Raw genomic sequence first — 26,995 nt, forward strand, 5'->3', positions numbered from 1 at the left:
ATGCCGCGCACGGGACGCTTGGCCTCGCTGCTGCCGCTTCTCGCGATGGCGGCGCTCGCGGGCATCACCTACTGGCTCTTGCAGGCGACGCTGCCTTCCGCGCCCGAAGCGCCCGAGCAGCCGAAGCGCCATACGCCGGACTACTTCGCGAACAATTTCTCCGTCTCCGAACTGGACACGAGCGGCACGACGCAATACCGGCTGACGGCGAAGTCGATGCTCCATTACGAAGACGACGAAAACAGCGAACTGACGCAGCCCGCCATGCGAATGTTCCAGCCGCAGAAGCCGACCGTGACCGCCACGGCCGCGCGCGGCACGGTGAATGGCGACGTTTCCATCGTCGATCTTTACGACAACGCGCGGATTCTGCGCGCCGCCGGTTTCGGCGATCCGCAGATGCAGGCGGATTCGCAGCATTTTCGCGTGCTGGTGAACGACGATGTCATCGAAACGGAAAAGCCGGTTAAACTTCAGCGCGGTCCGTCCGTGATGACCGCGAGCGGCATGAACTACAACAACGTCACCCGGGAAATGAAGCTCTTCGGTAACGTGCGCGGCGCCATCGCCGCCTCGGACATCAACGGCGGCTCTTCCAAGTAACCCGGGATTCCATCCTAATTGTGACTGCATGAACGAAAGCTTCCCTCGTCCCGACGGCGGCCCCGTGCGCGCAACGCTCGCGCATCGCAGCGCGCGCGCGAGGCGTGCGATGCGAGCCGCGCTGGCCGCCGCCGTCACCGCGCTCGCCGCGCTGCCGTTCGCGGGATTCGCGCCGGCCGCGCACGCCGAAAAGGCCGACCGCGACAAGCCGCTCAACATCGAAGCGGACAATATGTCCTACGACGATCTGAACCAGAAGAACATCTTCACCGGTCACGTCGTCGCGACGAAAGGCACCATCATCATCAAGGCGGATCGCGTCGAAGTGACGCAAGACCCGCAGGGCTATCAGTACGCGACGGGCACGTCCTCCGGCAACACGCTTTCGTATTTCCGCCAGAAGCGCGACGGCGTGAACGAGTACATCGAAGGCAACGCCGTGCGCATCGACTACGACGGCAAGAACGACTTCACGAAGCTCACGACGCGCGCGGTCGTGCGCCGCCTCGCCGGACTGACGACCGTCCAGGACGAAGTGCGCGGCAGCGTCATCACCTACGACGGCCAGAAAGACTTCTACACCGCGAGCGCCGGCAAGGACGTCGCCGGCCCCGGCAATCCGAGCGGCCGCGTTCGCGCCATGCTCGCGCCGCGCTCGGGCGGCGCCGCGCCGCTCAACGGCTCGCCCGCGACCCTCGCGCCGTCGACCACCATTCAAGGAACGCCGCAGCAGTGAACGCCCCCGCCATGCCCCAAAGCAAGCCGGAAGGCAAGTCGAGTTCGCTCGTCGTCCGCAATCTGAAGAAGCGCTACGGCTCGCGCACGGTCGTGAAAGACGTGTCGCTCGACGTGAAAAGCGGCGAAGTCGTCGGTCTGCTCGGGCCGAACGGCGCGGGCAAGACGACGTCCTTCTATATGATCGTCGGCCTCGTGCCGCTCGACGCGGGCGAGATCGATCTCGACGGCAACTCGATCAGTCTCCTGCCGATCCACCAGCGCGCGCATCTCGGTCTTTCGTATCTGCCGCAGGAAGCGTCCGTTTTCCGCAAACTCACCGTCGAGCAGAACATTCGCGCGGTGCTGGAACTTCAGACGGACGAAGCGGGCAAGCGCCTCACGAAGGACGCCATCACGCAGCGCGCGGAAGCGTTGCTGGACGAACTGCAGATCGCGCATCTGCGTGAGAATCCCGCGCTTTCGCTTTCTGGCGGCGAACGCCGTCGCGTGGAAATTGCGCGCGCGCTCGCGACCAATCCGAGCTTCATTCTGCTCGACGAGCCGTTCGCGGGCGTCGATCCGATCGCGGTCCTGGAAATTCAGAAGATCGTGAAATTCCTGAAGCAGCGCAACATCGGCGTGCTGATCACGGACCACAATGTGCGCGAGACGCTCGGCATCTGCGACCACGCGTACATCATCAGCGACGGCAGCGTGCTCGCGGCCGGCGCCCCCAGCGAGATCATCGAGAACGAGAGCGTGCGGCGCGTCTACCTCGGCGAGCATTTCCGCATGTGAACCCCTGCCGATCCGCGCGGTGCACGCGATGAATTACCGCAACGCGACGCGCGAAAACAGCAAAACTTACGTGCCGCCCTCGAGGCGGCACGCGCTTTTTTGGATTGGCCGCGAGGTTTCGCGCGCGTGGCAAACTCTCTACAATGGTTAAAACTTTGCCATGAAAGCCAGCCTCCAACTCCGCCTATCGCAGCATCTTGCGCTGACCCCGCAACTGCAGCAGTCCATCCGGCTGCTGCAGCTGTCGACGCTCGAACTGCAGCAGGAAGTGGCGATGGCCGTCGCGCAAAATCCGCTGCTGGAGAACGACGACGACTGGATCGCAAGCCCGTTGCGCGTCGCGTCGGACGGCTCGCTCATCGCGTCCACGGCCGCCGGCAGTACGGCGCCGGAACCGATGATGAGCAACGGCTCGACGTCGAGTTCGTCGAGTTCCGAACGCTCCGAGAGCAGCGAGCCGCAAGGCGTCGACGAATATAACGGCATGGCGTCCGATGGCGGCGCCGACTCCAGCAACTGGAATCTCGAGGACTACGGCCGCTCGAACAACGCATCCGACGACGACGACCTCCCCCCGCTGCAAATCCACGAATCCACGACGACGCTGCGCGATCACCTGACTGCGCAAATGCGCATGACGCAGGCGAATCAGCGCGACCGTGCGCTCATCACGTTTCTCATCGAATCGCTGGACGAGGACGGCTACCTCACCTCATCGCTTGACGAGATTCAGGCGGATTTGCCGGCAGAACTGGAAGTCGATGTCGACGAACTGAGCGCGGCACTCGCTTTGCTCCAGAGTTTCGACCCGCCGGGCGTGGGCGGGCGGTCGGCATCGGAATGTCTGAAGCTGCAATTGCTGCGGCTCGACGCATCGCCGACACGCACGCTCGCGCTCGAAATCGTCACGAATCACCTGGAATTGCTGGCCGCGCGCGACTTCACGCGCCTGCGCAAGCAACTGAAGGCGACGGACGACGCGCTGCGGGACGCGCATTTGCTGATCCGTTCGCTGGAGCCGTTTCCGGGCGCGGCATACGGCAAGAGCGAAGCGGACTACGTCGTTCCGGACATTCTCGTGCGCAAGATGGCGAGCGGCTGGACGGCTGAGCTGAATCCGGAGATCGTGCCGCGGCTGCGGATCAACCACTTGTACGCGAATATTTTGCGCAACAACCGTGGCGATCCCGGCAGCGGTTCGCTGCGTCAACAGCTTCAGGAAGCACGCTGGCTGATCAAGAATATCCAGCAGCGTTTCGAGACGATTCTTCGCGTCGCACAGGCTATTGTCGAGCGTCAGAAGAACTTCTTTGCGCATGGCGAAATCGCCATGCGCCCCTTGGTTTTAAGGGAAATTGCTGATACGCTGGGCTTACACGAATCGACAGTTTCTCGTGTGACCACAGGGAAGTACATGCTCACCCCATTCGGGACGCTTGAATTTAAGTACTTCTTTGGATCGCATGTTTCTACCGACACGGGAGGCGCGGCATCGTCCACGGCGATCCGGGCCCTCATCAAGCAACTGATAGGAGCGGAAGACCCCAAGACTCCTCTTTCAGACAGCCGCATCGCCGAACTGCTGGCGGAACAGGGGTTCGTGGTTGCCCGGCGCACGGTCGCCAAATACCGCGAAGCGCTCAAAATCCCCGCAGTGAATCTGCGCAAGTCTCTTTGACCCGTCTCTGTGGTTCATCGCATACCGCGATGGACTTTTACCGGCCGCATCGCGAAAGCGCGGACGAGCCGGCCCGTGCGGCCCATTCCTTGCGCGTACAAGCATCGTGCATCGGCGGACCGCACAACCGACCGGTATCGGACGAGCCGCCGTGATTAACGGTCACTAGCTTGGAGAGCAACTATGAATCTGAAGATCAGTGGACACCACCTCGAATTGACGCCTGCGTTGCGCGAGTATGTGATCACGAAACTGGACAGGGTACTCCGTCATTTCGATCAAGTGATCGACGGCAACGTGGTCCTCTCGGTCGACAATCATAGGGAAAAGGACAAGCGGAACAAGGCGGAAATCAACCTGCACCTGAAGGGCAAGGACATTTTCATCGAGAGTTGTGACGCCGATATGTACGCGGCGATCGACCTGATGGTCGACAAGCTGGATCGCCAGGTCATTCGTCACAAGGACAAGATTCAGGGCCACGCCCACGAAGCCGCGAAGTATCGCGATGAAGCGCGCGGTATCGAAGCGCCGTCGCCCTGAGCATCGCACCTTAAGCGAGTGTCATTCGAGGACTCCCTCGAATCCGGGACACCGCCCAGCCCCGAAAAGCCGCCGCTGGCGGCTTTTTCGTTGTCTCGCCATCGCACGGGTAGCACAAGGCGTTGATTTTTCGCACTTTGTACTGCACATTTGCTCACAAGCAGCGTAATGGCGCGCCGCACCATCGCCGGTTAGCCTGTTCTATAATGGGCCGGTTATTATCGGGGTCGCACAGGAACGCTGCAGGGAACGCCGCAAGCGCATCTTCCGTTTCACCATCGCCGTGAGCGCTTTCAGACAGCACCACGATGAGGAGCTATCAGGCCACGCATCAGCCTGCCAACATGAATCGTTTAGCCAAATTTCTTCCCATCGAGAACGTCGTTCTCGGACTGTCCGTTACAAGCAAAAAACGCGTATTCGAGCAGGCGGGCCTGATTTTCGAGAATCAGAACGGCATCGCCCGCAGCATTGTCACCGACAACCTCTTCGCCCGCGAGCGCCTCGGCTCGACCGGCCTCGGCGAAGGCGTTGCCATTCCGCACGGTCGCATCAAGGGGCTCAAGCAGCCGCTCGCCGCCTTCGTGCGTCTTGCCGAACCGGTGGCGTTCGAATCGCCCGACGGCCAGCCGGTCTCGCTGCTCATCTTCCTGCTCGTCCCCGAGCAGGCCACGCAGCAGCATCTCGAAATCCTGTCCGAGATCGCGCAACTGCTTTCCGACAGCGAAGCGCGCGAGCGCCTGCATAAGGAAGAGAACCGCGAGGCGCTCCATCAAGTGCTCACGCAATGGCAACCGTGAGCGCCGCAAAAACCTCCGCAAAAAGCATCTGAGGCGTGCCCCGGGCCGCTCTCGCGCGCATGCGCGCCTCGCACGCGCGGTGCTTCTGCGGCACAATCGGTCAAAACGCATGGCCAGGCGTCGAATCGGAACAAATCGGTCCGGCGCGCGCTGGCTGCGCCCGGCTTCCAACGGAGTTCCGGCCTCATGGATACGTCCAGCATCAACGCCCAAAGTATTTTCGACGACAACGCCGCCGCTCTGAAGCTCAGTTGGCTCACCGGGCATGAAGGCTGGGAACGCGGGTTTTCGAGCGAGACCGTCGCGAACGCGACATCGAGCGCCGACCTCGTCGGCCACCTGAATCTCATCCACCCGAACCGCATTCAGGTGCTCGGCGACGCCGAGATCAACTACTACCAGCGCCAGTCCGACGAAGACCGCTCGCGCCACATGGCGGAGCTGATCGCGCTCGAGCCGCCGTTTCTCGTCGTCGCGGGCGAAGTGGGCGCGCCGCCCGAACTCGTGCTTCGCTGCACGCGCTCGTCGACACCGCTTTTCACGACGCGCATGTCGGCGGCAGCGGTGATCGACAGCCTGCGCGCGTACATGTCGCGCATCCTCGCGCCGCGCGCGACGCTGCACGGCGTGTTCATCGACATCCTCGGCATGGGCGTGCTGCTCACCGGCGATTCCGGTCTCGGCAAGAGCGAACTCGGACTGGAACTCATCAGCCGCGGCCACGGTCTCGTCGCCGACGACGCCGTCGACTTCGTGCGCCTCGGTCCGGATTTCGTCGAGGGACGCTGCCCGCCGCTTCTGCAAAATCTGCTCGAAGTGCGCGGTCTCGGCCTGCTCGACATCAAGACGATCTTCGGCGAAACCGCCGTGCGCCGGAAGATGAAGCTCAAGCTCATCGTGCAGCTCGTGCGCCGTCCGGACGGCGAGTTCCAGCGCCTGCCGCTGGAAAGCCAGACGGTCGACGTGCTGGGCCTGCCGATCAGCAAAGTGACCATTCAGGTCGCGGCAGGCCGCAACCTTGCTGTGCTGGTGGAAGCCGCGGTGCGCAACACGATCCTGCAGTTGCGCGGCATCGACACCTTGCGCGATTTCATGGACCGGCAACGTCTTGCCATGCAGGACCCGGACAGCCAGTTTCCGGGCAAATTGATCTGAAGCACGCACATCTTCGCGGAATCGGCAGGGAATCCGGATCATATGCAGGTGCTAAGATAAAGCGAACGAGCACACCCCCATGCGTATCATCCTGATTACGGGCATTTCCGGCTCCGGCAAGTCCGTCGCGCTCAACGCGCTCGAAGACGGCGGCTATTACTGCGTCGATAACCTGCCTCCGCGCTTTCTGCCCGAACTGGCCGCGTACCTCGCGGGCGAAGGCCAGCAGCGCCTCGCCGTCGCAATAGACGCGCGTTCCAGTCTTTCGCTCGACGAAGTACCGGCGATCATCAAAAACCTGTCGAGCGCCTACGACCTGCGCGTGCTGTTTCTCAACGCGAGCACGCAATCGCTCATTCAGCGCTTCTCGGAGACGCGCCGCCGCCATCCGCTATCCGGCCCGCCGGTGCAGGACGCGAGTGTCGGCGCGCTAAATTCGCTCGCCGAAGCGATCGAGCGCGAGCGCGAACTCGTCGCCGGCTTAGCCGAATACGGCCATCAGATCGATACCAGCAATCTGCGCGCGAACGTGCTGCGCGCGTGGGTCAAGCGCTTCGTCGAAACGGACGCCGCCGATCTCACGCTGATGTTCGAATCGTTCGGCTTCAAGCGCGGCGTGCCGCTCGATGCCGATCTCGTCTTCGACGTGCGCACGCTGCCGAACCCGTACTACGACCGCGAGTTGCGCCCGTTCACCGGCTGCGATCAACCGATCATCGACTATCTTCGCGCGCAGCCGATGGTGGGCGAGATGATCGACGACATCGGCGAATTCGTCGGCAAGTGGCTGCCGCGCTTTCGCGAGGACAACCGCAGCTATCTCACCGTCGCCATCGGCTGCACGGGCGGGCAGCATCGCTCGGTGTACATCGCGGAAGCGCTCGCCGCGCGCTTTCGCGAGAAGGCGAATGTGATCGTGCGGCACCGCGATGCGCCCATTCCCGTCGATGAGGGCGCCAGCACCACGCGAACCTGACCGCTACGCAGGCGGTCCCCACTGGAGGGGCGCGATGTCCTCGAATCCCGTGAATCCTGCGAGTCCTGCGAATCCTGTCATCGCCGACTTGCCGCTGTTCCCGCTTCACACCGTGCTGTTTCCCGGCGGCCTCCTGCCGCTCAAGATCTTCGAGGCGCGCTATCTGGACATGGCGCGCGCCTGCCTGCGCGAGAACACGCCCTTCGGCGTGTGTCTGCTGAAAAGCGGGCACGAGATCGCGTCGCCGGGCGATCCTTCGGTGCCCGAGAGCGTCGGCTGTCTCGCGCAGATCACGGAATGCGATGTCGATACATTCGGCCTGCTGCTCGTGCAGGCGCGCGGCACGGAGCGCTTCCGGCTGCTGTCGCATCGCGTCGAGCCGAGCAATCTGCTCGTCGCCGAGGCGGAGCTATACGGCGACGACCGCCCTCTCCAGGGCGCCGAGGCGCTCGCGAAGTTCGGCGCGTGCGCGGAAGTGCTGGAGCGCATCATCGATACGATCAAGACGCGCGAGCCGCAGAATCTGCCCTTCATCGAGCCTTTTCTCTTCGACGATCCGAGCTGGGTCTCGAACCGCCTCGCCGAGATCCTGCCGATCCCGATGCGCTCGCGCCAGAAGCTCATGGAGTTGCTCGATGCGGGCGCGCGCATCGACGTCGTGCATCACTACATGCAGCATCATCAGCTGCTTTAGAGGAGCGAGCCGGTGAGCGCGTCGAGGAGCTTCCGGACAGGCGCGGGAACGCCGAAGGAATCGATGCGCGAAAGCGGCGCCCAGACGGTCCGCCCGTCCATTGCTTCGATTGACTGAGCGCGCGCCTGCGCGAGCCGAGGCTCGATTTCCAACTTGAAGTGCGTGAACGTGTGCGAGAAAGCCGCGAGACGCTGCAGATGTTCGTCGCCGCCGAAGCCATGCGCGACAGCCGCGAGCGCGGCTTCGTCGGACGCTTCGGGCAAGCTCCACAAGCCGCCCCAGATGCCTGTCGGCGGGCGCTTTTCGAGCAGGACCGAATCGCCGTCCTGCAGCACCAGCATCCACGTCTTGCGCGTCGGCACGGTTTTCTTCGGGCGCGCAGCCGGCAGTTCGCGCTGCCGGCCTTCGACATTCGCGACGCAATCCGCGGCGAACGGGCAGCGCGCGCAATCCGGCTTGCCGCGCACGCAAAGCGTCGCGCCGAGGTCCATCAGGCCTTGCGTGTAGGCGGTGACGTCGTCCTTGTTCGCGGCGTCCGGCAATAGCGATTCCGCGAGCGTCCACATCGCGTTTTCGACGCGCTTTTCGCCCGGAAAACCCTCGACGCCGAACACGCGCGCGAGCACGCGCTTCACGTTGCCGTCGAGAATCGTCGCGCGCGCGCCGAAAGCGAACGATGCGATCGCCGCCGCCGTCGATCGGCCGATGCCGGGCAACTGCGCGAGTTCATCGACCGTTTGCGGGAACGCGCCGCCATGTTCGCGCGCGACGACCTGCGCGCAGCGATGCAGATTGCGCGCGCGCGAGTAGTAGCCGAGGCCGGCCCAGAGCGCCATGACGTCGTCGATGGGCGCATCCGCGAGCGCGGTCACGGTCGGAAAGCGTTCGAGAAAGCGCGCGTAATAGGGAATCACCGTCGAAACCTGCGTCTGCTGCAGCATGATCTCCGACAGCCAGATGCGGTACGCGTCGCGCGTGTTCTGCCACGGCAGATCGTGGCGGCCGTGAACGCGTTGCCACGCGATCAGGCGCGTGGAGAAATCGGTGAGTGCGAGCATCGGAATTAGCGTTGGCAGCGCGGACAGAAATACGTCGAACGCTGTCCCTGGACGATTTGGCGGATGGCCGTGCCGCAGACGTGACACGGCAAGCCGGCGCGATCATAGACGAAGTAGTCGAGCTGGAAGTAGCCGGATTCGCCGTTGCTCCCGACGAAGTCGCGCAGTGTGCTGCCGCCTTTGTCGATGGCCGCGGCGAGCGTCACGCGCACCGCGTCCGCGAGCAGGTCGTAGCGCACGAGCGAGATGCGCCCGGCGGCGGTCGTCGGCCGAATGCCCGCGCGAAAGAGACTCTCCGACGCATAAATGTTCCCCACGCCCACGACGATGCCGCCCGCGAGCAGCGCCTGCTTCACCGACACCTTGCGCCCGCGCGTCTCGCGAAAGAGGAGCGCGCCCGAAAACTCGGGCGAGAACGGCTCGACGCCGAGACTCGCGAGCAGCGGATGATCGAGCACGTCGCCGTCTTCGCGCGGATGCCAGAGAATTGCGCCAAAGCGCCGCGGATCGCGAAAGCGCAGGATGAACTCGTCGAAGATCAGATCGACGTGATCGTGCTTCGCGGCATCGGGCGGTCGCGGGACGTTGCGCAACACGCGCAGCGTGCCGGTCATTCCGAGATGGACGATCAGCCAGCCCTGCGCCGTCTCGAACAGCAGATACTTGCCGCGCCGCTCGACCTTCTCGATTTTCAGATGCCCGAGCGTCTTCGCGAGATGCGTCGGGATGGGCCAGCGCAGCGCCGGCGTGCGGACGTCGACACGCTCGACGCGCCTTCCCGCGACATAGGGTTCGATTCCCCGGCGGGTGACTTCGACTTCCGGCAGTTCGGGCATTTTCCTGGAGAGAGACTTGCTGGGGGCGAGTGTGCCGGTATTTTAGCGACCGCGTTACAATCGACCGAAACATCGTCTGGATTTCCATGAACTCGTTCGTCAAGAAGCTGTTTTCGAAGCGTCAGACCGGCGTGGCGCAATCGTTCGCGATGCCGATGTCGCGCGTCGCCGCTGCGGCGGCGTTCGCCGTGGCCGGGCTCGCGTTCACGCCCGCTCACGCGCAGTCGCCAGGCGCGACGCCCGTTCCGAGCGATGACGATTCCGCTGCGCAAACCGCCGCCGACGCGCTGACCGCACCGGTCAGCGGCGCCGAACAGCAAGACCTGCCGAACGTCTCGATGTCGAGCCAGATCGTGTTTCAGGTGCTGGCCGCCGAAGTCGCGCTTCAGCGCGGACAGCCCGCGCCTGCTTTCCAGACATATCTCGCGCTTGCCCGCGACACGCACGACCCGCGTTTCGCGCAGCGCGCAACGGAAATTGCCATCGCCGCGCAAAGCCCGAACGACGCGCTCACGTCCGCGCAGCTTTGGCAGCAGTTCGCGCCTCATTCGGAGCGCGCGGCGCAGTTGAGTGCATCGCTGCTGATCGTGTCCGGCAAGCCGGACGACGCGAAGCCCACGCTCGAGCGTGAACTCGCGAAAGTCGCGCCGGAGCAGCGCGGCGACGCGCTCCTTTCGCTGCAAGCGCTGCTCGCGCGCGGGCCGAACCGCGTCGGCGGGCTCAACGTGCTCAAGGATCTCACCGCGAACGATCAGGACCGCCCCGAAGCGCAGCTCGCGCTCGCGCGCCAGCAATTGCTCGCAGACGATCAGCCGGGCGCGAAGGCATCGCTCGAAAAGGCGCTGCAACTGCGCCCCGACTATCTTCCCGCGGCGTTGACGCTCGCGCGCATGGGGCCTCAGGAGCGCGCGGAAGGCATCGCTTCGTTCGAGAAGTATCTCGACAAGAACCCGAAATCGCATGATGCGCGGCTTGCGCTCGCGCAACTGTATCTGTCGTCCGACCGGCTCGACGACGCGCAGAAGCAGTTCGAGATCATGCGCAAGAACGACTCGAAGGACCTCACGCCGCTGATGGCGCTCGCGCTCATCGACATCCAGAAGAAGGACATCGACAAGGCGAAGGATTATCTGAACCAGTACGCCAAGGCGGCGCAGAATACGCCGGGCGCGGACCCCGGTCAGGCGTACATCTATCTCGCGCAACTCGCGCTCGAACAGAAGGACGATGCGGGCGCGGCCCAGTGGCTCGACAAGATCCCGCGCACGAGCCAGCAGTATCTGCCGGCGCAGGTCACGCGCGCGCAACTGCTCGCGAAGCAGGGCAAGGTCGATGAAGCGCGCGCGCTCATCAACAGCCTGCAAAGCTCCGATCCGCGCGATCTCGCGATGCTCGCGCGCACCGATTCCGCCATTCTCTTCGAGGCGCATCGCTACGAGGAGGCCGAGGCGAATCTCGCGAAGGCCGTCGCCGCGTTTCCGGACGATCCCGACCTGATCTACGACTACGCGATGGCCGCCGAAAAGAACGGCCATTACGACGTGATGGAAACGCAGTTGCGCGCGCTGATGCGTGTACAGCCGAACAATCCGCAGGCGTACAACGCGCTCGGCTATTCGCTCGTCGATCGCAATCAGCGGCTCGACGAAGCGGTGAAGCTGATCGAAAAAGCCGTGTCGCTCGCACCGAACGACGCGTTCATCATGGACAGTCTCGGCTGGGCGCGCTTCCGTCAGGGCAACGCGGCGGAAGCCGAGAAAATTCTCAAGAATGCTTACGATCTTCAGCCGAATGCGGAGATCGGCGCGCATCTCGGCGAAGTGCAGTGGAAGTCCGGCCAGCAGGATCAGGCGCGCGCGACATGGCGGCAAGCGCAAAAGCTCGAACCGGACAACGACACGCTCGTCAAAACGCTGAAACGACTTCAGGTGAACGATCTTTGATGGCATTCGATTTCTTCGCCGGCGCGCAGCGTTGTGACGTTCGGCGCTGCGCCGCCGGACTCGCGGCCGCCGCCGCGCTCGTTCTCTCCGGCTGCGCGCTGCAACCGCGCGTGCCGACCACGTCGAACGCATCGACTTCGCTCGCGACACAGACGAGCCGCATGTATCACGGCCGCTTCGCGGTGCAGTACAACGACCAGAACGGCGTGCAGCGCAACGCCTACGGCAACTTCGACTGGCAGGAAACCGGCGATACGGTCACGCTGCAGTTGCGCAATCCGCTCGGCCAGACGATGGCGATCGTCACGTCGTCGCCGTCACTCGCCACGCTCGAATTGCCCAATCGCCAGCCGGTGAACGCGGACAACGTGTCGGATCTGATGCAGAACACGCTCGGCTTTGCGTTGCCGGTCCAAGGCTTGCGCTACTGGCTGCAGCCGTCCGCCGCGCCCAGTTCGCGCGCGCAGACGACGCCCGATCCCGCGTCCGATACCGGCCGTCCCAAGGAGATCCGGCAGGACGGCTGGACGATCGACTATCTCGCCTATGCCGATGCGCCCGCGACCGGCGTCAAGCGCGTGAATCTCACGCGCAGCGAGCCGCCGCTCGACATCAAACTCGTGCTCGATCAATAACGCTCTTTCGCTTCGCGTATGTCCCCGTCCAACGATTCGATCCGCGACTGCCTCGCGCCCGCCAAGCTCAACCTCTTTCTGCACATCACGGGCCGCCGTCCGGACGGCTATCACGCGCTGCAGACGGTCTTTCAGCTACTCGACTGGGGCGACGTGCTTCACTTCACGCGCCGCGAGGACGGCGTGGTCATGCGCGAGACGGACGTGCCCGGCGTGGCCGCGGACGACGATCTCGTCGTGCGGGCCGCGCGATTGCTCCAGAAGCATGCAGGCAGCCGTTTCGGCGTGGACATCGAGATCGACAAGCGTCTGCCGATGGGCGCGGGCCTCGGCGGAGGAAGTTCCGACGCTGCAACGACTCTTTTAGCGTTGAATCGTCTCTGGGGAGTTGACCTTTCGCGCAAAACTCTGCAGAATCTCGCCCTGCAACTCGGCGCGGACGTGCCGTTTTTTGTCTTCGGGCAAAATGCGTTTGCTGAAGGAGTGGGTGAGGCGCTGCAGGCGGTCGAACTGCCGAAACGCTTCTTCCTGGTGGTGACTCCTGCGGTTCACGTTCCGACCGCGGCGATTTTCTCCGAAAAGAGCTTGACACGGAATACGGAAGTCGTCACAATTACGGACTTTCTTGCACAGCAAAGGTCAGACGCTAACTGGCCCGACAGCTTCGGTCGAAACGACATGCAGGCTGTAGTTGCAAGAAGGTACGCGGAAGTTGCCAAGGTGCTCGAGTGGTTTTCCAATCTCGCACCGGCGCGAATGACCGGATCTGGAGCAAGCGTGTTCGCCGCTTTCACCAGCCAGGCTGAAGCAGAGTTGGCGCAAGCCAAACTGCCGGCAAGCTGGAAGAGTGTCGTGACAAGCAGCCTGGATTCGCATCCTCTCTTTGCTTTCGCGTCATAGGTTTTGTTTTGTCGGGTATGTCCTACACTTCCCCGGCAAGATTCAAGTTAAGTGTAGGGGAGTCGCCAAGTTGGTCAAGGCACCGGATTTTGATTCCGGCATGCGAGGGTTCGAGTCCTTCCTCCCCTGCCATTCTTTCTCGCGTTTTCCTCACGCCTCCAGCCGCAGACAGGTGCACGATGAGCAGTGACGGCCTGATGGTTTTTACTGGCAACGCGAATCCCGCGCTTGCTCAGGAAGTCGTCAAGATCCTTGGAATCCCTCTCGGCAAAGCGATGGTCAGTCGTTTCTCCGACGGCGAAATCATGGTCGAGATTCAGGAAAACGTTCGAGGCAAAGACGTATTCGTTCTTCAGTCCACCTGCGCGCCGACGAACGATAACCTGATGGAACTCATGATCATGGTCGATGCGCTCAAGCGCGCATCCGCAGGCCGGATCACCGCAGCCATCCCCTACTTCGGTTATGCGCGCCAGGATCGCCGTCCGCGTTCCGCGCGCGTGGCTATTTCGGCGAAGGTCGTCGCGAACATGCTGGAAATTGCCGGCGTCGATCGCGTGATCACCATGGACCTTCACGCCGACCAGATTCAAGGCTTCTTCGACATCCCCGTCGACAACATCTACGCTACCCCCGTTCTTCTCGGCGACCTGCGCAAGCAGAACCATGACCATCTTCTGGTCGTGTCGCCGGACGTCGGCGGCGTGGTGCGCGCGCGTGCGCTCGCGAAGCAGTTGAACACGGACCTCGCGATCATCGACAAGCGCCGTCCCAAGGCGAATGTCGCCGAGGTGATGAACATCATCGGCGAAGTGGAAGGCCGCACCTGCGTCATCATGGACGACATGGTCGATACGGCCGGCACGCTGTGCAAGGCCGCACAAGTGCTGAAGGACCGCGGCGCGAAGCAGGTCTTCGCCTACGCGACGCATCCGGTGCTGTCGGGCGGCGCGGGCGAGCGGATCACATCGTCGCAACTGGACGAACTCGTCGTGACGGACACCATTCCCCTTTCGGCGGAATCGCTCGCGTGCCCGAAAATTCGTCTGCTGTCGAGCGCGGGCCTCCTCGCGGAGACGTTCTCGCGAATCCGGCGCGGCGACTCGGTGATGTCGCTCTTCGCCGAAGGCTAAAGCATCGGCAATAAACGCGAAGTTCACACTTCGCGTTTTTGCATGATCGGCGCGAACGGACGAAGGTTCGCGCCGTTTGTTTTGGGATCGCATATTCGAATGATCCCGGTTTCCCTGCCTGGTCGCGGGCAGATCAAGGAGTCAAAGATGAAAGTCGTCGCTTTTGAGCGTAGCAAGCAAGGTACGGGTGCGAGCCGCCGCCTGCGCAACTCGGGCAAGACCCCGGGTATCGTGTACGGTGGCGCCGCGGACGTTCAGCTGGTCGAACTGGACCACAACGCCCTGTGGCACGCCCTGAAGAAGGAAGTGTTCCATTCGTCGATTCTGGACCTGGAAGTTGCGGGCCAGTCGCAGCAAGTGCTGCTGCGCGACGTGCAATATCACCCGTTCAAGCAGCTCGTGCTGCACGTGGACTTCCAGCGCGTCGATTCGACGAAGAAGCTGCACACGAAGGTGCCGCTGCACTTCATGAATCAGGAGACGAACCCGGCCGTGAAGCTGGCGGGCGCCGTGATTTCGCACGTCGTCACCGAACTGGAAGTGGAATGCCTGCCGGGCGACCTGCCGGAATTCCTCGAAATCGATCTGGCGAAGATCGAAGCCGGCCAGACGATGCACGCGAAGGACATCGCGCTGCCGAAGGGCGTCGCGCTGACCGCCCACGTCGAAGCAGAAAACCCGGTCGTCGCATCGGCTACCGTGCCGGCTGCGAAGCAGTCGGATGCGGCGGGCGAAGCGGAAGGCGAAACGCCGGCTGCCTGAGCGTCCTCTGCACGCTGAAGTATCCTCTCGATCCGTTCTGCCGAACGGTCGACGCGACCCGCCGGAGTGCAAGCCCGGCGGGTTTTTTTCGCACCCTACCCAAGCGGGCGCGCACGCTCGCGATGATTCGACATGATCAAGCTGATCGTAGGCCTGGGCAATCCGGGCGCCGAATATACGGCGACGCGGCATAACGCCGGGTTTTGGTTCGTCGACCAACTCGCGCGCGATTCCGGCGCGACGCTGCGCGACGAACGCCGCTTTCACGGTCACTATGGCAAGGGGCGGCTGCACGGCCACGAAATCCATCTGCTCGAACCGCAGACTTTCATGAACCGCTCGGGACAGTCGGTCGTGGCGGTCGCGCAGTTCTTCAAGATTCTTCCCGACGAGATTCTCGTCGCGCACGACGAACTCGATCTCCCGCCCGGCACCGTCAAGATGAAGCTCGGCGGCGGCAGCGGCGGCCATAACGGGCTCAAGGACATTTCGGCGCATTTGTCGTCGCAGCAATATTGGCGCTTGCGCATCGGCATTGGACATCCACGCGATCTGATTCCCGAAGGCGCGCGCGCCGGCGCGAAGCCCGATGTCGCCAACTTCGTGCTGAAGCCGCCGCGACGCGAGGAACAGGACGTGATCGATCAGTCGATCGAACGCGCCCTCGCCGTCATGCCGTTCGTCGTCGCGGGCGAAACCGAGCGCGCGATGATGAACCTTCACCGCAATTCCTGACCACTCATCTGGAGCCGACAGTGAGCCGCTTCTGGAGCGATATCGTTCACCGCCTGACGCCGTATGTTCCGGGCGAGCAGCCCGCGCTCGCGCATCCGATCAAGCTGAACACGAACGAAAATCCGTATTCGCCGTCGCCGCGCGTAGTCGATGCGATTCGCCGCGAACTCTGCGATGACGGCGCATCGCTGCGCAAATATCCCGACCCGACGGCGCGCGCGCTGCGTGAAGTGGTGGCCGCGCATCACGGCTTGCGCATCGAGCAGGTTTTCGCCGGCAACGGCTCCGACGAAGTTCTCGCACACGCGTTTCAGGCGCTGATGAAGCGCGCCGATCCGATCTGCTTCCCGGACATCACATACAGCTTCTATCCGGTGTATGCGCAGTTATACGGCGTCGAATACCGGACGATCCCGCTCGATGCCGATTTCGCAATCGACGTTCACGCTTACCGCGCGCCGAACGGCGGCATATTGATGCCGAATCCGAACGCGCCGACCGGCCGCGCCCTGCCGCTCTCCGATATCGAAGCGCTGCTGAAGGCGAATCCCGATGTGCCGGTGATCATCGACGAGGCGTATGTCGATTTCGGCGCGGAATCGGCGGTGAAGCTGATCGACGCGTATTCGAACCTGCTCGTCGTGCAGACGACATCGAAGGCGCGCTCGCTCGCGGGCATGCGCGTGGGCTTCGCGTTCGGCGATGCCGCTTTGATCGAGGCGCTCAGGCGCGTGAAGGACAGCTTCAACTCGTATCCGCTGGATCGCCTCGCGCAAGTCGCGGCCATCGCGTCATACGAAGATCGCGCGTGGTTTGAGGAAAGTTGCGCGAAGGTCATCGCGAGCCGGAATCGGCTCACCGCACAGTTGGAGGCGCTCGGTTTCGACGTGGTGCCGTCCGCGGCGAATTTCGTGTTTGCGAAGCACGCGGCTCGCGACGCCGCAACGCTGGCGGCCGCGCTCAGAAAACGGGAGATTTTCGTGCGGCACTTCGGGCTGCCGCGCATCGACCAGCATCTGCGCATTTCGATCGGCACCGACTCGGAATGCGATGCGCTCGTCGGGGCGTTGAAGGAAATCGCTGGCGATTGAGCGAGCGACGGGCTTACTTGCCCTTCGCCGCCATCAGCGCGTGATACTTCGTCAGCAATTGCTCGGGCGTTTCCGCGTGCGCCGGATCGCGCGGAATGCACTCCACCGGGCACACTTGCTGACATTGCGGTTCATCGAAGTGGCCGACGCATTCCGTGCACTTGTTCGGGTCGATGACGTAGATATCCGGTCCCATCGAAATGGCGTCGTTCGGGCACTCGGGCTCGCACACGTCGCAGTTGATGCACTCGTCGGTGATGATCAGGGACATGCTGCTGCCAATTTCGCGTTTGAAAACAATCGATTATAGCGCCGGCACACGCGACGCGCCGATCGGACGCGCCCACCGCGCGTAGCAGCGCGCCTAAAGTTGTTCGAACCACAGCCGTAAACGAGCACTGGACGATGCATACCTCCCGTTGCGTTCGAATCGATATAATTTTTATACCGGTTCGACGCTTCGCCAGCGAACCTTCATCACCGTTGGGGCGACCCATGCTTGCGCTTCTTGGCCTAGTCGGATGCTTCTCGCTGCTCTTGATTTGCGCAACCTGTCGCCGGCCTGGCGTCAGTCTGTTCACCGTCGCCAGGTCGTCCAACAGGCGGCACAAGCTGACCCCGCTCGGCAGCAGGCTTTATCTCATCATGTCGATGTTCTGCATCGCAATCGTCACGCTATCGCTCCTGTATCCGAACGCGTTCATGCATCATCCGCGCTAAGAATGGGCGGCGTGTCATTCCAGCGTCGGACCGCGAGGCACGCCGTTGCGGAACACCACGGCGAGCAGCGCTTTCGCGAGATACAGCACGATCAGCGCGCCGGCGAGATCGCCCGCGACCATCACGAAGAATCGCTCGACGATGTTTTGTGTGTCGCCACGCAGCGCAAACCAGATGTGATGCAGCAGCGGATTCGCAACCGAATAGGCGACGGCGAGTATCAGCAGGCGTTTCGGCGTGAGGTTCGATAGCGACGCCTTGAGCCCGTACCACTCTCTCGCGAGTCGATAAGCGGCATACGGCGCGACCGTCGCGATGATTCCGCCAGCGAATGACCGGACAGGGTCTTGAGGAAAGAAGTAGAAGAAGTCGACGAGCCAGCTTGCGAGCAGCAGGCCCGCGGCGCCGTCGCCGCCCAGCAGCAGCGTGCTGAGCAGCCTCACGCCCGAAGGCAGATAGATCCAGTTGACGCCCCGCACGAACTCGGTATGCGTGAAGATTTCCTGATTGGCCCAGAGCGACAAGACAAACACGAGCGCCGTGCCGAGCACGGAGACGGCCCGCAAACTCAGGTTGGACATGGAGGTAGAATGTCGGTCACTCGTTGTTCGCCGGCTTGCATCATAGCTTATGCAGTTGAAGCCAGGCGCGCCTTCACACCGGCTGACGCACAGGCATGACACGCCCCGCCGACATCTACCTCCGATTTCTTCAACTCGCCGAAACGCTGCGCGGCCTGCCCTCGCTTCCCGCGCTCGATCCGCTCGAAGAACGGATCCTCGACTTCGTCGCGCGCATGAGCCAGAAAAACGAACGGCTTTCGGTCCGGGACATGATGGCGCAAAGCCAGCTCGGCTCGCCCGCCACGCTTCACGCCCGCATCACGTCGATGCGCGAGAAAGGCTGGATCATGCTGAGCGACACGGAAGACACGCGCCGAAAGCAGATCGAACTGACGCCCGGCGCGCTCAGACACTTCGACAAGCTCGCCGAAGCGTTCGCCAAGGCCGCGAATAGCGGCCGTTCATAGAGAAGTCGCCGGTTGCGCCGTCAGGGCGCAGCGGGACCTTTTTGCTGGGAAGCCGAGACCTTGTCCATCAGCCGCTTTTCGACGGACGGGAACACGAACTTGCTCACGTCGCCGCCCAACTGCGCGATCTCGCGCACGATGGTGCCCGAGATGAACTGGTACTGATCGGATGGCGTCATGAACATCGTTTCGACGTCGGGCAGCAGATAGCGGTTCATGCCCGCCATCTGAAATTCGTATTCGAAGTCGGAGACGGCGCGCAGGCCCCGCACGATCACGCGCGCGTTGTTCTTTCGCACGAAGTCCTTGAGAAGCCCGGTGAAGCTGCTCACCTGCACGTTCGGATAGTGCCCGAGCACGTCGTGCGCGATATCGAGCCGCTCCTGGAGCGCAAAGAACGGCTTCTTCGCGCGACTGTCGGCCACGCCGACGACCAGCGTATCGAAAATGCTCGATGCGCGCCGCACGATGTCTTCATGCCCGCGCGTCAGCGGGTCGAATGTTCCCGGGTACACGGCGACAACCATGAGCTTCTCCTCTTTTATTGACCTTGAGCCGCGTGGCGACCGTCATTCCCCGCGTTGCCGATTCGCCGCGCGCGGCGTGGGCCAGAACGGGGCAGGCGCATTATTCCTCATTTTGACGACGCAGCAAATGATAGCGAACCGCCCCGGCTTTCCCCTCGCGCACGACGCTCCAGCCCGATAGCGCGTCGATGCGCGCCGGTTCCAGCGGATCGCCGCATTCCACGTAGATCGCACCGTCGGGCGCGGCAAGCGGCGCGGCAACGTCGAGCGCGCGGGCGAGCAGCGCTTCGTCGCCGAACGGGGGATCGAGAAAGATCACGTCGAACGATCCGGGAGCGAGGCCGGCGGCGAGTCGCAATGCGTCCGCTTCGGCAATCTCGATGTTGCGCGCGTCGAGCCGTTGCTGGTTCGCGCGCAATTGCGCGGCGGCGCGCGCGTTACGCTCGACCATCAGCACGCGCGCAGCGCCCCGCGACGCCGCCTCGAAACCGAGCGCGCCGCTGCCCGCGAATAGATCGAGGCAGCGCAGGCCGTCGAGGTCCTGGCCGAGCCAGTTGAAGAGCGTCTCGCGCACGCGATCGGGTGTCGGGCGCAGGCCGTCGAGATCGAGCACGGGCAGCGGCGTGCGCTTCCAGTTTCCGCCGATGATGCGGATCGTATGCGGCTTGCCGCCGCGCGCCGGAGCGCGGCCAGCAGCGGCGGAATGAGGCGAACGTGTAGCGGCGGGACGGGGCATGAGAAGAGCGTCGAGATGGGGCACGCGCCGCTGGCGACGCGTGTTTCGCGGCGGCCAGGGGCAATGAGGCGAACGTTACCACAGGCGGCTCGCGCACAAGCGCGCGAGGCCGCGCCTGATAAAATACGCGGCTTGACTCCTTCTGCGCGGGCCGTTGCGCGCGGCGTTCAGCGTGAGCGCGCCGGGCCATCGAATGACGCGCATCATCGTCCGAGACCCATGTTCAGCTTTTTCAAACGATTCAAAAAGCCGGCTGACGCGCCGCCCGAGACGTCCGCCGACGAGACGACCGAAGCCGCCGAGGACGAGGAAGCGTCCGCGCCTGACCTCGCGCACGAGGCCGCGAACGAGGCCGCGAACGACACCGCGATCGAGGCGGAACTGGAGCGCGAGCCGGCCGTCGACGCCGCGATTCCGCCCGAAGCGCCGCCGCCCGCCGATCCCGCGCCCGCGGAAGAATCCGCGACGCCCGCCGCAAGCGGACAGGCGAAGCCGTATTGGCAGGGCCGCACGCAGTCGCAATGGCTGCGCGCGCCCGAAACCGACGAGGCGAGCGAAGAAATCGTGCCGCCGCCAGAGCCGGACGCCGCCGCGCGCAAGTCGTGGATTTCGCGGCTGCGGCACGGCCTGTCGAAAACGAGTTCCAGCCTGACCGGGATTTTCGTCGGCGCGAAGATCGACGAAGACCTGTACGAAGAACTCGAAACCGCGCTGCTGATGTCCGACGCCGGCGTGGACGCCACCGAATATCTGCTCGAATCGCTGCGCGAAAAAGTGCGCACGGAACGGCTGACGGACGCCTCGCAGGTGAAGGCCGCGTTGCGTGCGCTGCTCGTCGATCTGCTGCGTCCGCTCGAGAAATCGCTGATGCTGGGCCGCGCGCAGCCGCTCGTCATGATGATCGCGGGCGTGAACGGCGTCGGCAAGACGACGAGCATCGGCAAGCTGGCCAAGCATTTGCAGAGCTTCAACCAGTCGGTGCTGCTCGCCGCCGGCGATACGTTCCGCGCCGCCGCGCGCGAACAGCTCACCGTCTGGGGCGAGCGCAACAACGTGACGGTCATCGCGCAGGAAAGCGGCGATGCCGCCGCGGTCATCTTCGATGCGGTCGGCGCGGCGCGCGCGCGCAAGATCGACGTGATGATGGCCGACACCGCCGGCCGGCTACCGACACAGCTTCATCTCATGGAAGAGTTGCGCAAGGTCCGGCGCGTCGTTGCGAAGGCGATGCCCGACGCGCCGCATGAAGTGCTGCTCGTCATCGATGCGAACACCGGTCAGAACGCGCTCGCGCAAGTGAAGGCATTCGACGACGCGCTCGGACTCACCGGCCTCATCGTGACGAAGCTGGACGGCACCGCGAAAGGCGGCATCCTCGCCGCCATCGCGCGGCAGCGGCCGATTCCGGTGTACTTCATCGGCGTCGGCGAAAAGGTCGAAGATTTGCAGCCCTTCAAGGCCGACGAATTCGCCGACGCTCTGCTCGGCTGAAGATAAAAAAGGCGTCCCTCGGGACGCCTTTTTTGCATCGGCACGTTTTAGCGCGAGAACACCAGCGCCGCCGCAATCCACCACATCACGCAGCCCACGATCACATCGAGCACGCGCCACGAGACGTCTTTCTGGAACCACGGCTCCAGAAGCCGCGCGCCGTAGCCGAGCGCCGTGAACCACACGATCGACGAACACATCGCGCCCGCCGCGAACCACGCGCTGCCCGGCCACGCGTGGCGCGCGCCGATGCCGCCCAGCAGCACGACGGTATCGAGATAGACGTGCGGGTTCAGCAGCGACAGCGCGAGCACCGTGGACGCCGCGCCCATTGCCGTTTGCGAATCGCCGTCGGAGGCGTCCAGGTGGCCCGGTCCGCGCCATGCCGCGAGAAAGGCGCGCAGGCCGTAAAGAAACACGAACGCCGCGCCCGCCCAGCGAATCACTTCCAGCAGAAACGGCGCACGCGCGATGAGCGCGCCCATTCCGCCGACGCCCAGCGCGATCAGCATGACATCGATGAACGCGCAAATCGCCACGACGATGCCCACATGCCGCCGCTTCAAGCCTTGCCGCAGCACGAACGCGTTCTGCGCGCCGATCGCGACGATCAGGCTCGCCCCCAGTCCCGCGCCCGCCAGATAACTCGACAGCGCTCCCGCAGAAACCGCCGCCGTCATTCCGCGTCCGGCTGTTGTGCCGGCGCAGCCCGCGCAAAGGCGTCGATTCCGTTGGCGTAGTCGGCGATGCGCTCGATCGTCGGATAAGGCGCGAGGTCGATGCCAAAGCGCCGCGCGTTAAACACTTGCGGCACGATGCACAGATCGGCGATGGTCGGCGTATCGCCGAAAGTCAGCTTGCCGACGCGCGAATCGCCGGCGAGCCGCTTTTCGAGCGTGGCGAAGCCCGCTTCCACCCAATGCCGATACCACGCGTCCTTCGCTTCGTCCGGCACCTTCACCTGATGCTTCAGGTACTTGAGCACGCGCAGATTGTCGAGCGGATGGATTTCGCACGCGATCTGCAGCGCGACCGAGCGCACGAACGCGCGATCGGACGGACCGCGCGGCAGCATCGGCGGCTCGGGATGCGTCTCTTCGAGATACTCGAGGATCGCGAGCGACTGCGTGAGGACGTCGCCGCCATCGACGAGCGCCGGCACGATGCCGTCTGGATTGACCGCGCGATATTCCGGCTTCAGTTGCTGGCCGCCTTCGCGCAGAAGATGGACGGCCTCGTATTCGTAATCGAGGCCCTTGAGATTCAGCGCGATACGCACGCGATACGCAGCCGAGCTGCGAAAGTAGCTGTACAGCTTCATACGACGCGCACTGAGAATTCGCCGATGCCGTCCACGCCGCCCGTCAGGAGATCGCCCTTCACGACCGCGCCGACGCCTTCGGGCGTGCCGGTGAAGATGAGATCGCCGGGAAAGAGTTCGAAGAGCGTCGAGAGATAGGCGATGGTTTCGCCCACGGACCAGATCAGTTGCGAGATGTCCGAGCGCTGCTTTTCCGCTCCGTTGACGGTGAGCCAGATCGCGCTTTTTTCCAGATGCCCGACCTTCGATACCGGATGGATCGGGCCGAGCGGCGCGGAATGATCGAAGCCTTTCGCGGTATCCCACGGACGGCCGAGCTTCTTCGCTTCGGCTTGCAGGTCGCGACGCGTCATGTCGAGGCCGAGCGCGTAGCCGTACACGTAGTCGAGCGCCTGGCCGGCGGGAATATCCTTGCCCTGTTTGCCGATGGCCGCGACGAGCTCCATCTCGAAGTGCAGGTTTTTAGTCTGCGGCGGATAAGGGAATTCGCCCGTCGCGCCGGGTGCGACGTACAGCACGGCATCGGCGGGCTTGCTGAAGAAGAAAGGCGGCTCGCGATCCGGATCGTGGCCCATTTCGCGCGCGTGCGCTTCGTAGTTGCGTCCGACGCAGTAGACGCGGCGCACGGGAAACTGCTCGCTGGAACCCGCAACCGGCACGGCCGCTGCCGGCGCCGGGGGAAACACGTAAGTCATCCTGTTCTCCTGTTGGCCGGACGCTGCGCTCGCTGGCAACGTCCATCCGATGTTATTCGCTCGCCGACGCGCGCCCACGTGCAGCCGGCCGGAAGAGCGAGTGTAACGTGCGCGCGCGAATCGTGGCGAGCCTTGTCCGGCGCGGGCGCGCGAGCTTTCGGCTGGCCTTCGCGAATCGGTCCATGCGCCGCGCCGACGCATCCGGCGCGACGCGATGTTCGTCACCGGAAGGCCGCCGAAGCTTGCAAGCGGCGCTCAAATGCGATACTCAGAGACATTCCCGCCTCTCGACTCGCGACGGCGCCGCCCACGACCCCGGAACTGAACCCCCGTCCGCGCACGCATCCGATGACCGACATTCCAGCCCCTTCTTTCTCCTGCGCACGCTATATCAAGGAAATCGGCCGCGGCCCCAACGGCGCGCGCGCGCTGTCCCGCGACGACACCTACTCGCTCTACGAGGCCATGCTCGACGGCCGCGTGTCCGATATCGAACTGGGCGCGGTGCTGCTCGCCTATCGCGTCAAGGGCGAGACCGCCGCCGAACTCGCCGCGATGCTCGCGGCAGCGCATGCTTCGTTCGAGCCGCTACACGTTCAGGAAGGCCGCGAACATGCGCGTCCGGTGTCGATCCCGAGCTATAACGGCGCGCGCAAGCAACCGAACCTGACGCCGCTGCTCGCGCTCCTGCTCGCGCGCGAGGGCGTGCCGGTGCTCGTGCACGGCGTCGCCGACGACCCCAGCCGCGTGACGAGCGCCGAGATCTTCGCGGAACTCGGCATCCCGCACAGGGCATCGCGCGATGAAATCGAGGACAACCTCGCGTCGCGCCGGCTCGCCTTCGCGCCGATCGACTCGCTCGCGCCCAAGCTCGCACGTTTGCTCGAACTGCGGCGCGTGATGGGCGTGCGCAACTCGACGCACACGCTCGTCAAGATTCTTCAGCCGTTCGCGGAACCGGGGCTGAGGCTCGTCAACTATACGCATCCGGAGTATCGCGACAGCCTGACGCAGCTTTTCACCGAGCATCCGGAGGCCGCGCAAGGCGGCGCGCTGCTTGCGCGCGGGACCGAAGGCGAAGCTGTCGCCGACACGCGCCGTCAGGTGCAGATCGACTGGTTTCACGACGGCCGCGCCGAAACGCTCGTCTCATCCGAACGTTCGCAGGCGGATGCGCCCGCCATCGAACTGCCGGAATCACTCGATGCGGCGACCACCGCGCGCTGGATCGAAGACGTGATGCGCGGCGATGTGCCCGTGCCGCCGGCGGTTGCGCGTCAGGTCGAACTGATCGCGGATATCGTGCGCAAGCCGGTCTAGCGCTTCGCCGCACGCATTTGACACGCGCTCCAACGCTGGTTTAAAGTGGACCGATGCGTTTCACCCAGCCTTCCTCCCTCCGAATTATTTCGGGCCGCCTAGCGCGGCCCCTATCGCTACGTCTAGCGTAAGTCGCCGGACGTAGCGCCGTGCGTCGCGGGGTCTTCCCAGCACGCGCGGTCCTCCCAGCAGTTCCCGCAGTTCCTTTCCTTACACTTGTAGTCGTCAGCTTTCCGTTCGCGCATCCCGCGAAACGAGAACGCGAGGGTCACATGCACGCTGCTTCGCGCACGTTCACGTTGGTCGCAGGCGTCACCGTCGCCGGTGCGCAATGGGATCGCGCGCGTGTCGGCGCATCGGACGCATCGCGCCGCAGCCGGCCAGCCGCCGGCCACGGCCGCTCTCGCAGACGCTACGCAAACCGTCCTACGAGAGACCGACGATCATGATGCCGAGCCCCGCCGCGAAATACCGTCCGTTCCCGCAAGTCCGTCTGCAAGGCCGCCGCTGGCCGAACCGCACGATCGAGAAAGCGCCCGTCTGGATGAGCACCGATCTGCGCGACGGCAATCAGTCGCTGATCGAGCCGATGAGCATTGCCGCCAAGCTCGAATTCTTCGAGATGCTGGTCGCGACGGGGTTCAAGGAAATCGAGGTGGGGTTCCCGTCGGCATCGCAGACGGATTTCGACTTCGTTCGCACGCTGATCGACGAGAAGCGCATTCCCGATGACGTGACCATCGAAGTGCTCGTGCAGTCGCGCCGCGAGCTGATCGAGCGCACGTTCCAGGCGGTCGAAGGCGCGGGCAAGGTGATCGTGCATCTGTACAACGCGATCGCGCCGTCGTTCCGACGGATCGTCTTCAATCAGTCGAAAGAAGAGGTGAAGGCGCTCGCCGTCGAAGGCACGCGCATCATCAAGGAATGCGCGGCGGCGCGGCCCGGCACGCGCTGGACTTACCAGTATTCGCCCGAGACGTTCAGCATGACGGAGTTGCCGTTCGCGCGCGAAGTCTGCGATGCCGTCGCGCAAATGTGGCGTCCGACGCCCGATCACAAGATGATCGTGAACCTGCCCGCGACGGTCGAAGCGGCGACGCCCAATGTGTTCGCCGACCAGATCGAGTGGATGGACCGCAATCTCGGCTTTCGCGACAGCATCGTGTTGTCGGTGCATCCGCATAACGATCGCGGCACGGCGGTCGCCGCGGCCGAGCTGGCGCTGCTCGCGGGCGCCGAACGCGTCGAAGGGTGTCTCTTCGGCAACGGCGAGCGCACGGGCAATGTCGATCTCGTGACGCTCGCGCTGAATCTCTACACGCAAGGCGTCGATCCCGGCCTCGATTTCTCGGACATTGATGCGGTGCGCCGCGTCGTCGAGCGCTGCAATCGGCTTCCGGTGCATCCGCGCCATCCGTATGCCGGCGATCTCGTATTCACCGCGTTTTCCGGTTCGCATCAGGACGCGATCCGCAAGGGGTTCGCGCAGCGCGTGCCCGGCACGCCGTGGGACGTGCCGTACTTGCCCATCGATCCCGCCGATCTCGGCCGCAGCTACGACGCCGTGATTCGCGTGAACAGTCAGTCCGGCAAGGGCGGCGCGACGTATCTGCTCGAGCGCGGGCTCGGCTTTACGCCGCCACGCCGCGTGCAGATCGAGTTCAGCCACGCGGTGCAGGCGCTCGCCGACGCATCCGGCGAGGAAATCACCGGCGACGCGATCTGCGCCCTCTTCAAGCGCGAATATTTCGATGCGGGCGGTGAGGTTTCGCGCGTCGATGCGTCGACGCTCTCGGCGTTCGGACGGCGCATCGCGATGCCTTCTGCATCGAACGTCGCGAGCGAGGAGCACTACGCGCAGGCGGCGGCCTCGTGTCTCGATGTGGGCGCGGGCGTGAGCTGGTTCGAATCGACGCTGACGGCGAGCGGCGATACGGCGGTGTTCGTCGGCTGCCGCTTCGGCGACGAACCGACGCGCTTCGGCGTCGCGGTGCACGCGAATCCGGCGCTCGCGATCGTCGATGCGGTGGTGAGCGCGGTCAATCGCTCGAAGCGGATCGTGGAGAACCGGCGGCAGGACGAGGCGGTGGAAGCCTGA

At 64.0% G+C, this 26,995-nt stretch carries 29 protein-coding genes and 1 tRNA gene; 21 read left to right on the forward strand and 9 right to left on the reverse strand.

What is annotated here, in order from left to right; all coding sequences use genetic code 11:
• The 9 genes from lptC to LDZ27_RS13140 all read left to right on the forward strand — a co-directional run bounded on the left by lptC (window position 1) and on the right by LDZ27_RS13140 (window position 7,964).
• Window positions 1-603 (forward strand): LPS export ABC transporter periplasmic protein LptC, encoded by a 603-nt coding sequence (gene lptC, locus LDZ27_RS13100; protein ID WP_244814498.1) that lies wholly within the window; start codon window positions 1-3, stop codon window positions 601-603.
• 28 nt (window positions 604-631) lie between these two features.
• Window positions 632-1,339, forward strand: coding sequence for a lipopolysaccharide transport periplasmic protein LptA (lptA, locus tag LDZ27_RS13105; protein WP_244814499.1), 708 nt, complete (start codon window positions 632-634; stop codon window positions 1,337-1,339).
• An 11-nt stretch (window positions 1,340-1,350) separates the two neighbouring features.
• Entirely contained in the window at window positions 1,351-2,118 is a 768-nt protein-coding gene (gene lptB, locus LDZ27_RS13110) for an LPS export ABC transporter ATP-binding protein (RefSeq protein WP_244816144.1), read from the forward strand.
• A gap of 160 nt (window positions 2,119-2,278) precedes the next feature.
• On the forward strand, window positions 2,279-3,796 hold the full coding sequence (locus LDZ27_RS13115) for an RNA polymerase factor sigma-54 (RefSeq protein WP_244814500.1): 1,518 nt from the start codon (window positions 2,279-2,281) through the stop codon (window positions 3,794-3,796).
• 183 nt (window positions 3,797-3,979) lie between these two features.
• Window positions 3,980-4,339 carry a ribosome hibernation-promoting factor, HPF/YfiA family gene (hpf, locus tag LDZ27_RS13120; protein ID WP_244814501.1) on the forward strand — a complete coding sequence of 120 codons (360 nt, stop codon included), beginning with the start codon at window positions 3,980-3,982 and terminating at the stop codon, window positions 4,337-4,339.
• 344 nt (window positions 4,340-4,683) lie between these two features.
• On the forward strand, window positions 4,684-5,139 hold the full coding sequence (gene ptsN / locus LDZ27_RS13125) for a PTS IIA-like nitrogen regulatory protein PtsN (protein WP_159835156.1): 456 nt from the start codon (window positions 4,684-4,686) through the stop codon (window positions 5,137-5,139).
• A 186-nt stretch (window positions 5,140-5,325) separates the two neighbouring features.
• Window positions 5,326-6,294 (forward strand): HPr(Ser) kinase/phosphatase, encoded by a 969-nt coding sequence (hprK, locus tag LDZ27_RS13130; protein ID WP_008351692.1) that lies wholly within the window; start codon window positions 5,326-5,328, stop codon window positions 6,292-6,294.
• 79 nt (window positions 6,295-6,373) lie between these two features.
• Window positions 6,374-7,270 (forward strand): RNase adapter RapZ, encoded by an 897-nt coding sequence (rapZ, locus tag LDZ27_RS13135; protein ID WP_244814502.1) that lies wholly within the window; start codon window positions 6,374-6,376, stop codon window positions 7,268-7,270.
• Window positions 7,271-7,304: 34 nt separating this feature from the next.
• Window positions 7,305-7,964, forward strand: coding sequence for an LON peptidase substrate-binding domain-containing protein (locus tag LDZ27_RS13140; protein WP_244814503.1), 660 nt, complete (start codon window positions 7,305-7,307; stop codon window positions 7,962-7,964).
• Here LDZ27_RS13140 and mutY read toward each other — a convergent pair.
• Entirely contained in the window at window positions 7,961-9,022 is a 1,062-nt protein-coding gene (gene mutY, locus LDZ27_RS13145; protein WP_244814504.1) for an A/G-specific adenine glycosylase, read from the reverse strand. The two genes, LDZ27_RS13140 and mutY, sit on opposite strands and share 4 nt — an antisense overlap.
• Before the next feature lie 5 nt (window positions 9,023-9,027).
• Complete coding sequence (mutM, locus tag LDZ27_RS13150; RefSeq protein WP_244814505.1) at window positions 9,028-9,858, reverse strand: bifunctional DNA-formamidopyrimidine glycosylase/DNA-(apurinic or apyrimidinic site) lyase; 831 nt, start codon at window positions 9,856-9,858, stop codon at window positions 9,028-9,030.
• Window positions 9,859-9,944: 86 nt separating this feature from the next.
• On the opposite strand from mutM, the gene LDZ27_RS13155 reads away from it, so the two are divergent.
• From LDZ27_RS13155 to hisC, 8 genes are all read left to right on the forward strand, one after another.
• Window positions 9,945-11,801 carry a tetratricopeptide repeat protein gene (locus LDZ27_RS13155; protein WP_244814506.1) on the forward strand — a complete coding sequence of 619 codons (1,857 nt, stop codon included), beginning with the start codon at window positions 9,945-9,947 and terminating at the stop codon, window positions 11,799-11,801.
• Window positions 11,801-12,436, forward strand: coding sequence for a lipoprotein insertase outer membrane protein LolB (gene lolB / locus LDZ27_RS13160; RefSeq protein ID WP_244814507.1), 636 nt, complete (start codon window positions 11,801-11,803; stop codon window positions 12,434-12,436). The genes LDZ27_RS13155 and lolB overlap by 1 nt, the downstream gene beginning before the upstream one ends.
• Window positions 12,437-12,454: 18 nt before the next feature.
• Window positions 12,455-13,336 carry a 4-(cytidine 5'-diphospho)-2-C-methyl-D-erythritol kinase gene (ispE, locus tag LDZ27_RS13165; RefSeq protein WP_244814508.1) on the forward strand — a complete coding sequence of 294 codons (882 nt, stop codon included), beginning with the start codon at window positions 12,455-12,457 and terminating at the stop codon, window positions 13,334-13,336.
• A 55-nt stretch (window positions 13,337-13,391) separates the two neighbouring features.
• Window positions 13,392-13,468, forward strand: a tRNA-Gln gene (locus tag LDZ27_RS13170).
• A gap of 47 nt (window positions 13,469-13,515) precedes the next feature.
• Entirely contained in the window at window positions 13,516-14,469 is a 954-nt protein-coding gene (locus LDZ27_RS13175) for a ribose-phosphate pyrophosphokinase (RefSeq protein WP_244814509.1), read from the forward strand.
• Between the two features lie 147 nt (window positions 14,470-14,616).
• The gene (locus tag LDZ27_RS13180; RefSeq protein ID WP_244814510.1) at window positions 14,617-15,231 is read left to right on the forward strand and encodes a 50S ribosomal protein L25/general stress protein Ctc; all 615 of its coding nucleotides are present in this window, start codon (window positions 14,617-14,619) and stop codon (window positions 15,229-15,231) included.
• 132 nt (window positions 15,232-15,363) lie between these two features.
• Window positions 15,364-15,966: an aminoacyl-tRNA hydrolase gene (pth, locus tag LDZ27_RS13185; RefSeq protein WP_244814511.1), complete on the forward strand. Its 603-nt coding sequence runs from the start codon at window positions 15,364-15,366 to the stop codon at window positions 15,964-15,966.
• A gap of 20 nt (window positions 15,967-15,986) precedes the next feature.
• Window positions 15,987-17,057 (forward strand): histidinol-phosphate transaminase, encoded by a 1,071-nt coding sequence (gene hisC / locus LDZ27_RS13190; protein WP_244814512.1) that lies wholly within the window; start codon window positions 15,987-15,989, stop codon window positions 17,055-17,057.
• Between the two features lie 13 nt (window positions 17,058-17,070).
• Here hisC and LDZ27_RS13195 read toward each other — a convergent pair whose 3' ends face one another.
• Complete coding sequence (locus LDZ27_RS13195) at window positions 17,071-17,328, reverse strand: YfhL family 4Fe-4S dicluster ferredoxin (protein ID WP_244814513.1); 258 nt, start codon at window positions 17,326-17,328, stop codon at window positions 17,071-17,073.
• A 463-nt stretch (window positions 17,329-17,791) separates the two neighbouring features.
• Window positions 17,792-18,358: a hypothetical protein gene (locus LDZ27_RS13200; protein WP_244814514.1), complete on the reverse strand. Its 567-nt coding sequence runs from the start codon at window positions 18,356-18,358 to the stop codon at window positions 17,792-17,794.
• Between the two features lie 95 nt (window positions 18,359-18,453).
• Between LDZ27_RS13200 and LDZ27_RS13205 the strand changes: the two genes are divergently transcribed.
• Window positions 18,454-18,807, forward strand: coding sequence for a winged helix-turn-helix domain-containing protein (locus tag LDZ27_RS13205; protein ID WP_244814515.1), 354 nt, complete (start codon window positions 18,454-18,456; stop codon window positions 18,805-18,807).
• A gap of 20 nt (window positions 18,808-18,827) precedes the next feature.
• On the opposite strand, the gene coaD is transcribed toward LDZ27_RS13205, so the two are convergent.
• Entirely contained in the window at window positions 18,828-19,334 is a 507-nt protein-coding gene (gene coaD / locus LDZ27_RS13210) for a pantetheine-phosphate adenylyltransferase (RefSeq protein ID WP_244814516.1), read from the reverse strand.
• Between the two features lie 100 nt (window positions 19,335-19,434).
• Window positions 19,435-20,070, reverse strand: a complete 636-nt coding sequence (rsmD, locus tag LDZ27_RS13215; protein WP_244814517.1) for a 16S rRNA (guanine(966)-N(2))-methyltransferase RsmD — start codon at window positions 20,068-20,070, stop codon at window positions 19,435-19,437.
• Window positions 20,071-20,289: 219 nt separating this feature from the next.
• Between rsmD and ftsY the strand changes: the two genes are divergently transcribed.
• Complete coding sequence (gene ftsY / locus LDZ27_RS13220; RefSeq protein WP_244814518.1) at window positions 20,290-21,561, forward strand: signal recognition particle-docking protein FtsY; 1,272 nt, start codon at window positions 20,290-20,292, stop codon at window positions 21,559-21,561.
• 47 nt (window positions 21,562-21,608) lie between these two features.
• On the opposite strand, the gene LDZ27_RS13225 is transcribed toward ftsY, so the two are convergent.
• From LDZ27_RS13225 to LDZ27_RS13235, 3 genes are read right to left on the reverse strand one after another with little or no spacing between them, the layout of a single operon-like run.
• Window positions 21,609-22,241: a LysE/ArgO family amino acid transporter gene (locus tag LDZ27_RS13225; protein ID WP_244814519.1), complete on the reverse strand. Its 633-nt coding sequence runs from the start codon at window positions 22,239-22,241 to the stop codon at window positions 21,609-21,611.
• Entirely contained in the window at window positions 22,238-22,882 is a 645-nt protein-coding gene (gene maiA / locus LDZ27_RS13230) for a maleylacetoacetate isomerase (protein ID WP_244814520.1), read from the reverse strand. The genes LDZ27_RS13225 and maiA overlap by 4 nt, the downstream gene beginning before the upstream one ends.
• Window positions 22,879-23,577, reverse strand: coding sequence for a fumarylacetoacetate hydrolase family protein (locus LDZ27_RS13235; protein WP_244814521.1), 699 nt, complete (start codon window positions 23,575-23,577; stop codon window positions 22,879-22,881). The genes maiA and LDZ27_RS13235 overlap by 4 nt, the downstream gene beginning before the upstream one ends.
• A gap of 348 nt (window positions 23,578-23,925) precedes the next feature.
• Between LDZ27_RS13235 and ybiB the strand changes: the two genes are divergently transcribed.
• Both ybiB and leuA read left to right on the forward strand, forming a co-directional pair.
• Window positions 23,926-24,897: a DNA-binding protein YbiB gene (ybiB, locus tag LDZ27_RS13240; RefSeq protein WP_244814522.1), complete on the forward strand. Its 972-nt coding sequence runs from the start codon at window positions 23,926-23,928 to the stop codon at window positions 24,895-24,897.
• Window positions 24,898-25,342: 445 nt separating this feature from the next.
• Window positions 25,343-26,995 carry a 2-isopropylmalate synthase gene (gene leuA, locus LDZ27_RS13245; RefSeq protein WP_244814523.1) on the forward strand — a complete coding sequence of 551 codons (1,653 nt, stop codon included), beginning with the start codon at window positions 25,343-25,345 and terminating at the stop codon, window positions 26,993-26,995.

The organism is Caballeronia sp. Lep1P3, assembly GCF_022879595.1.
Lineage (GTDB): Bacteria > Pseudomonadota > Gammaproteobacteria > Burkholderiales > Burkholderiaceae > Caballeronia.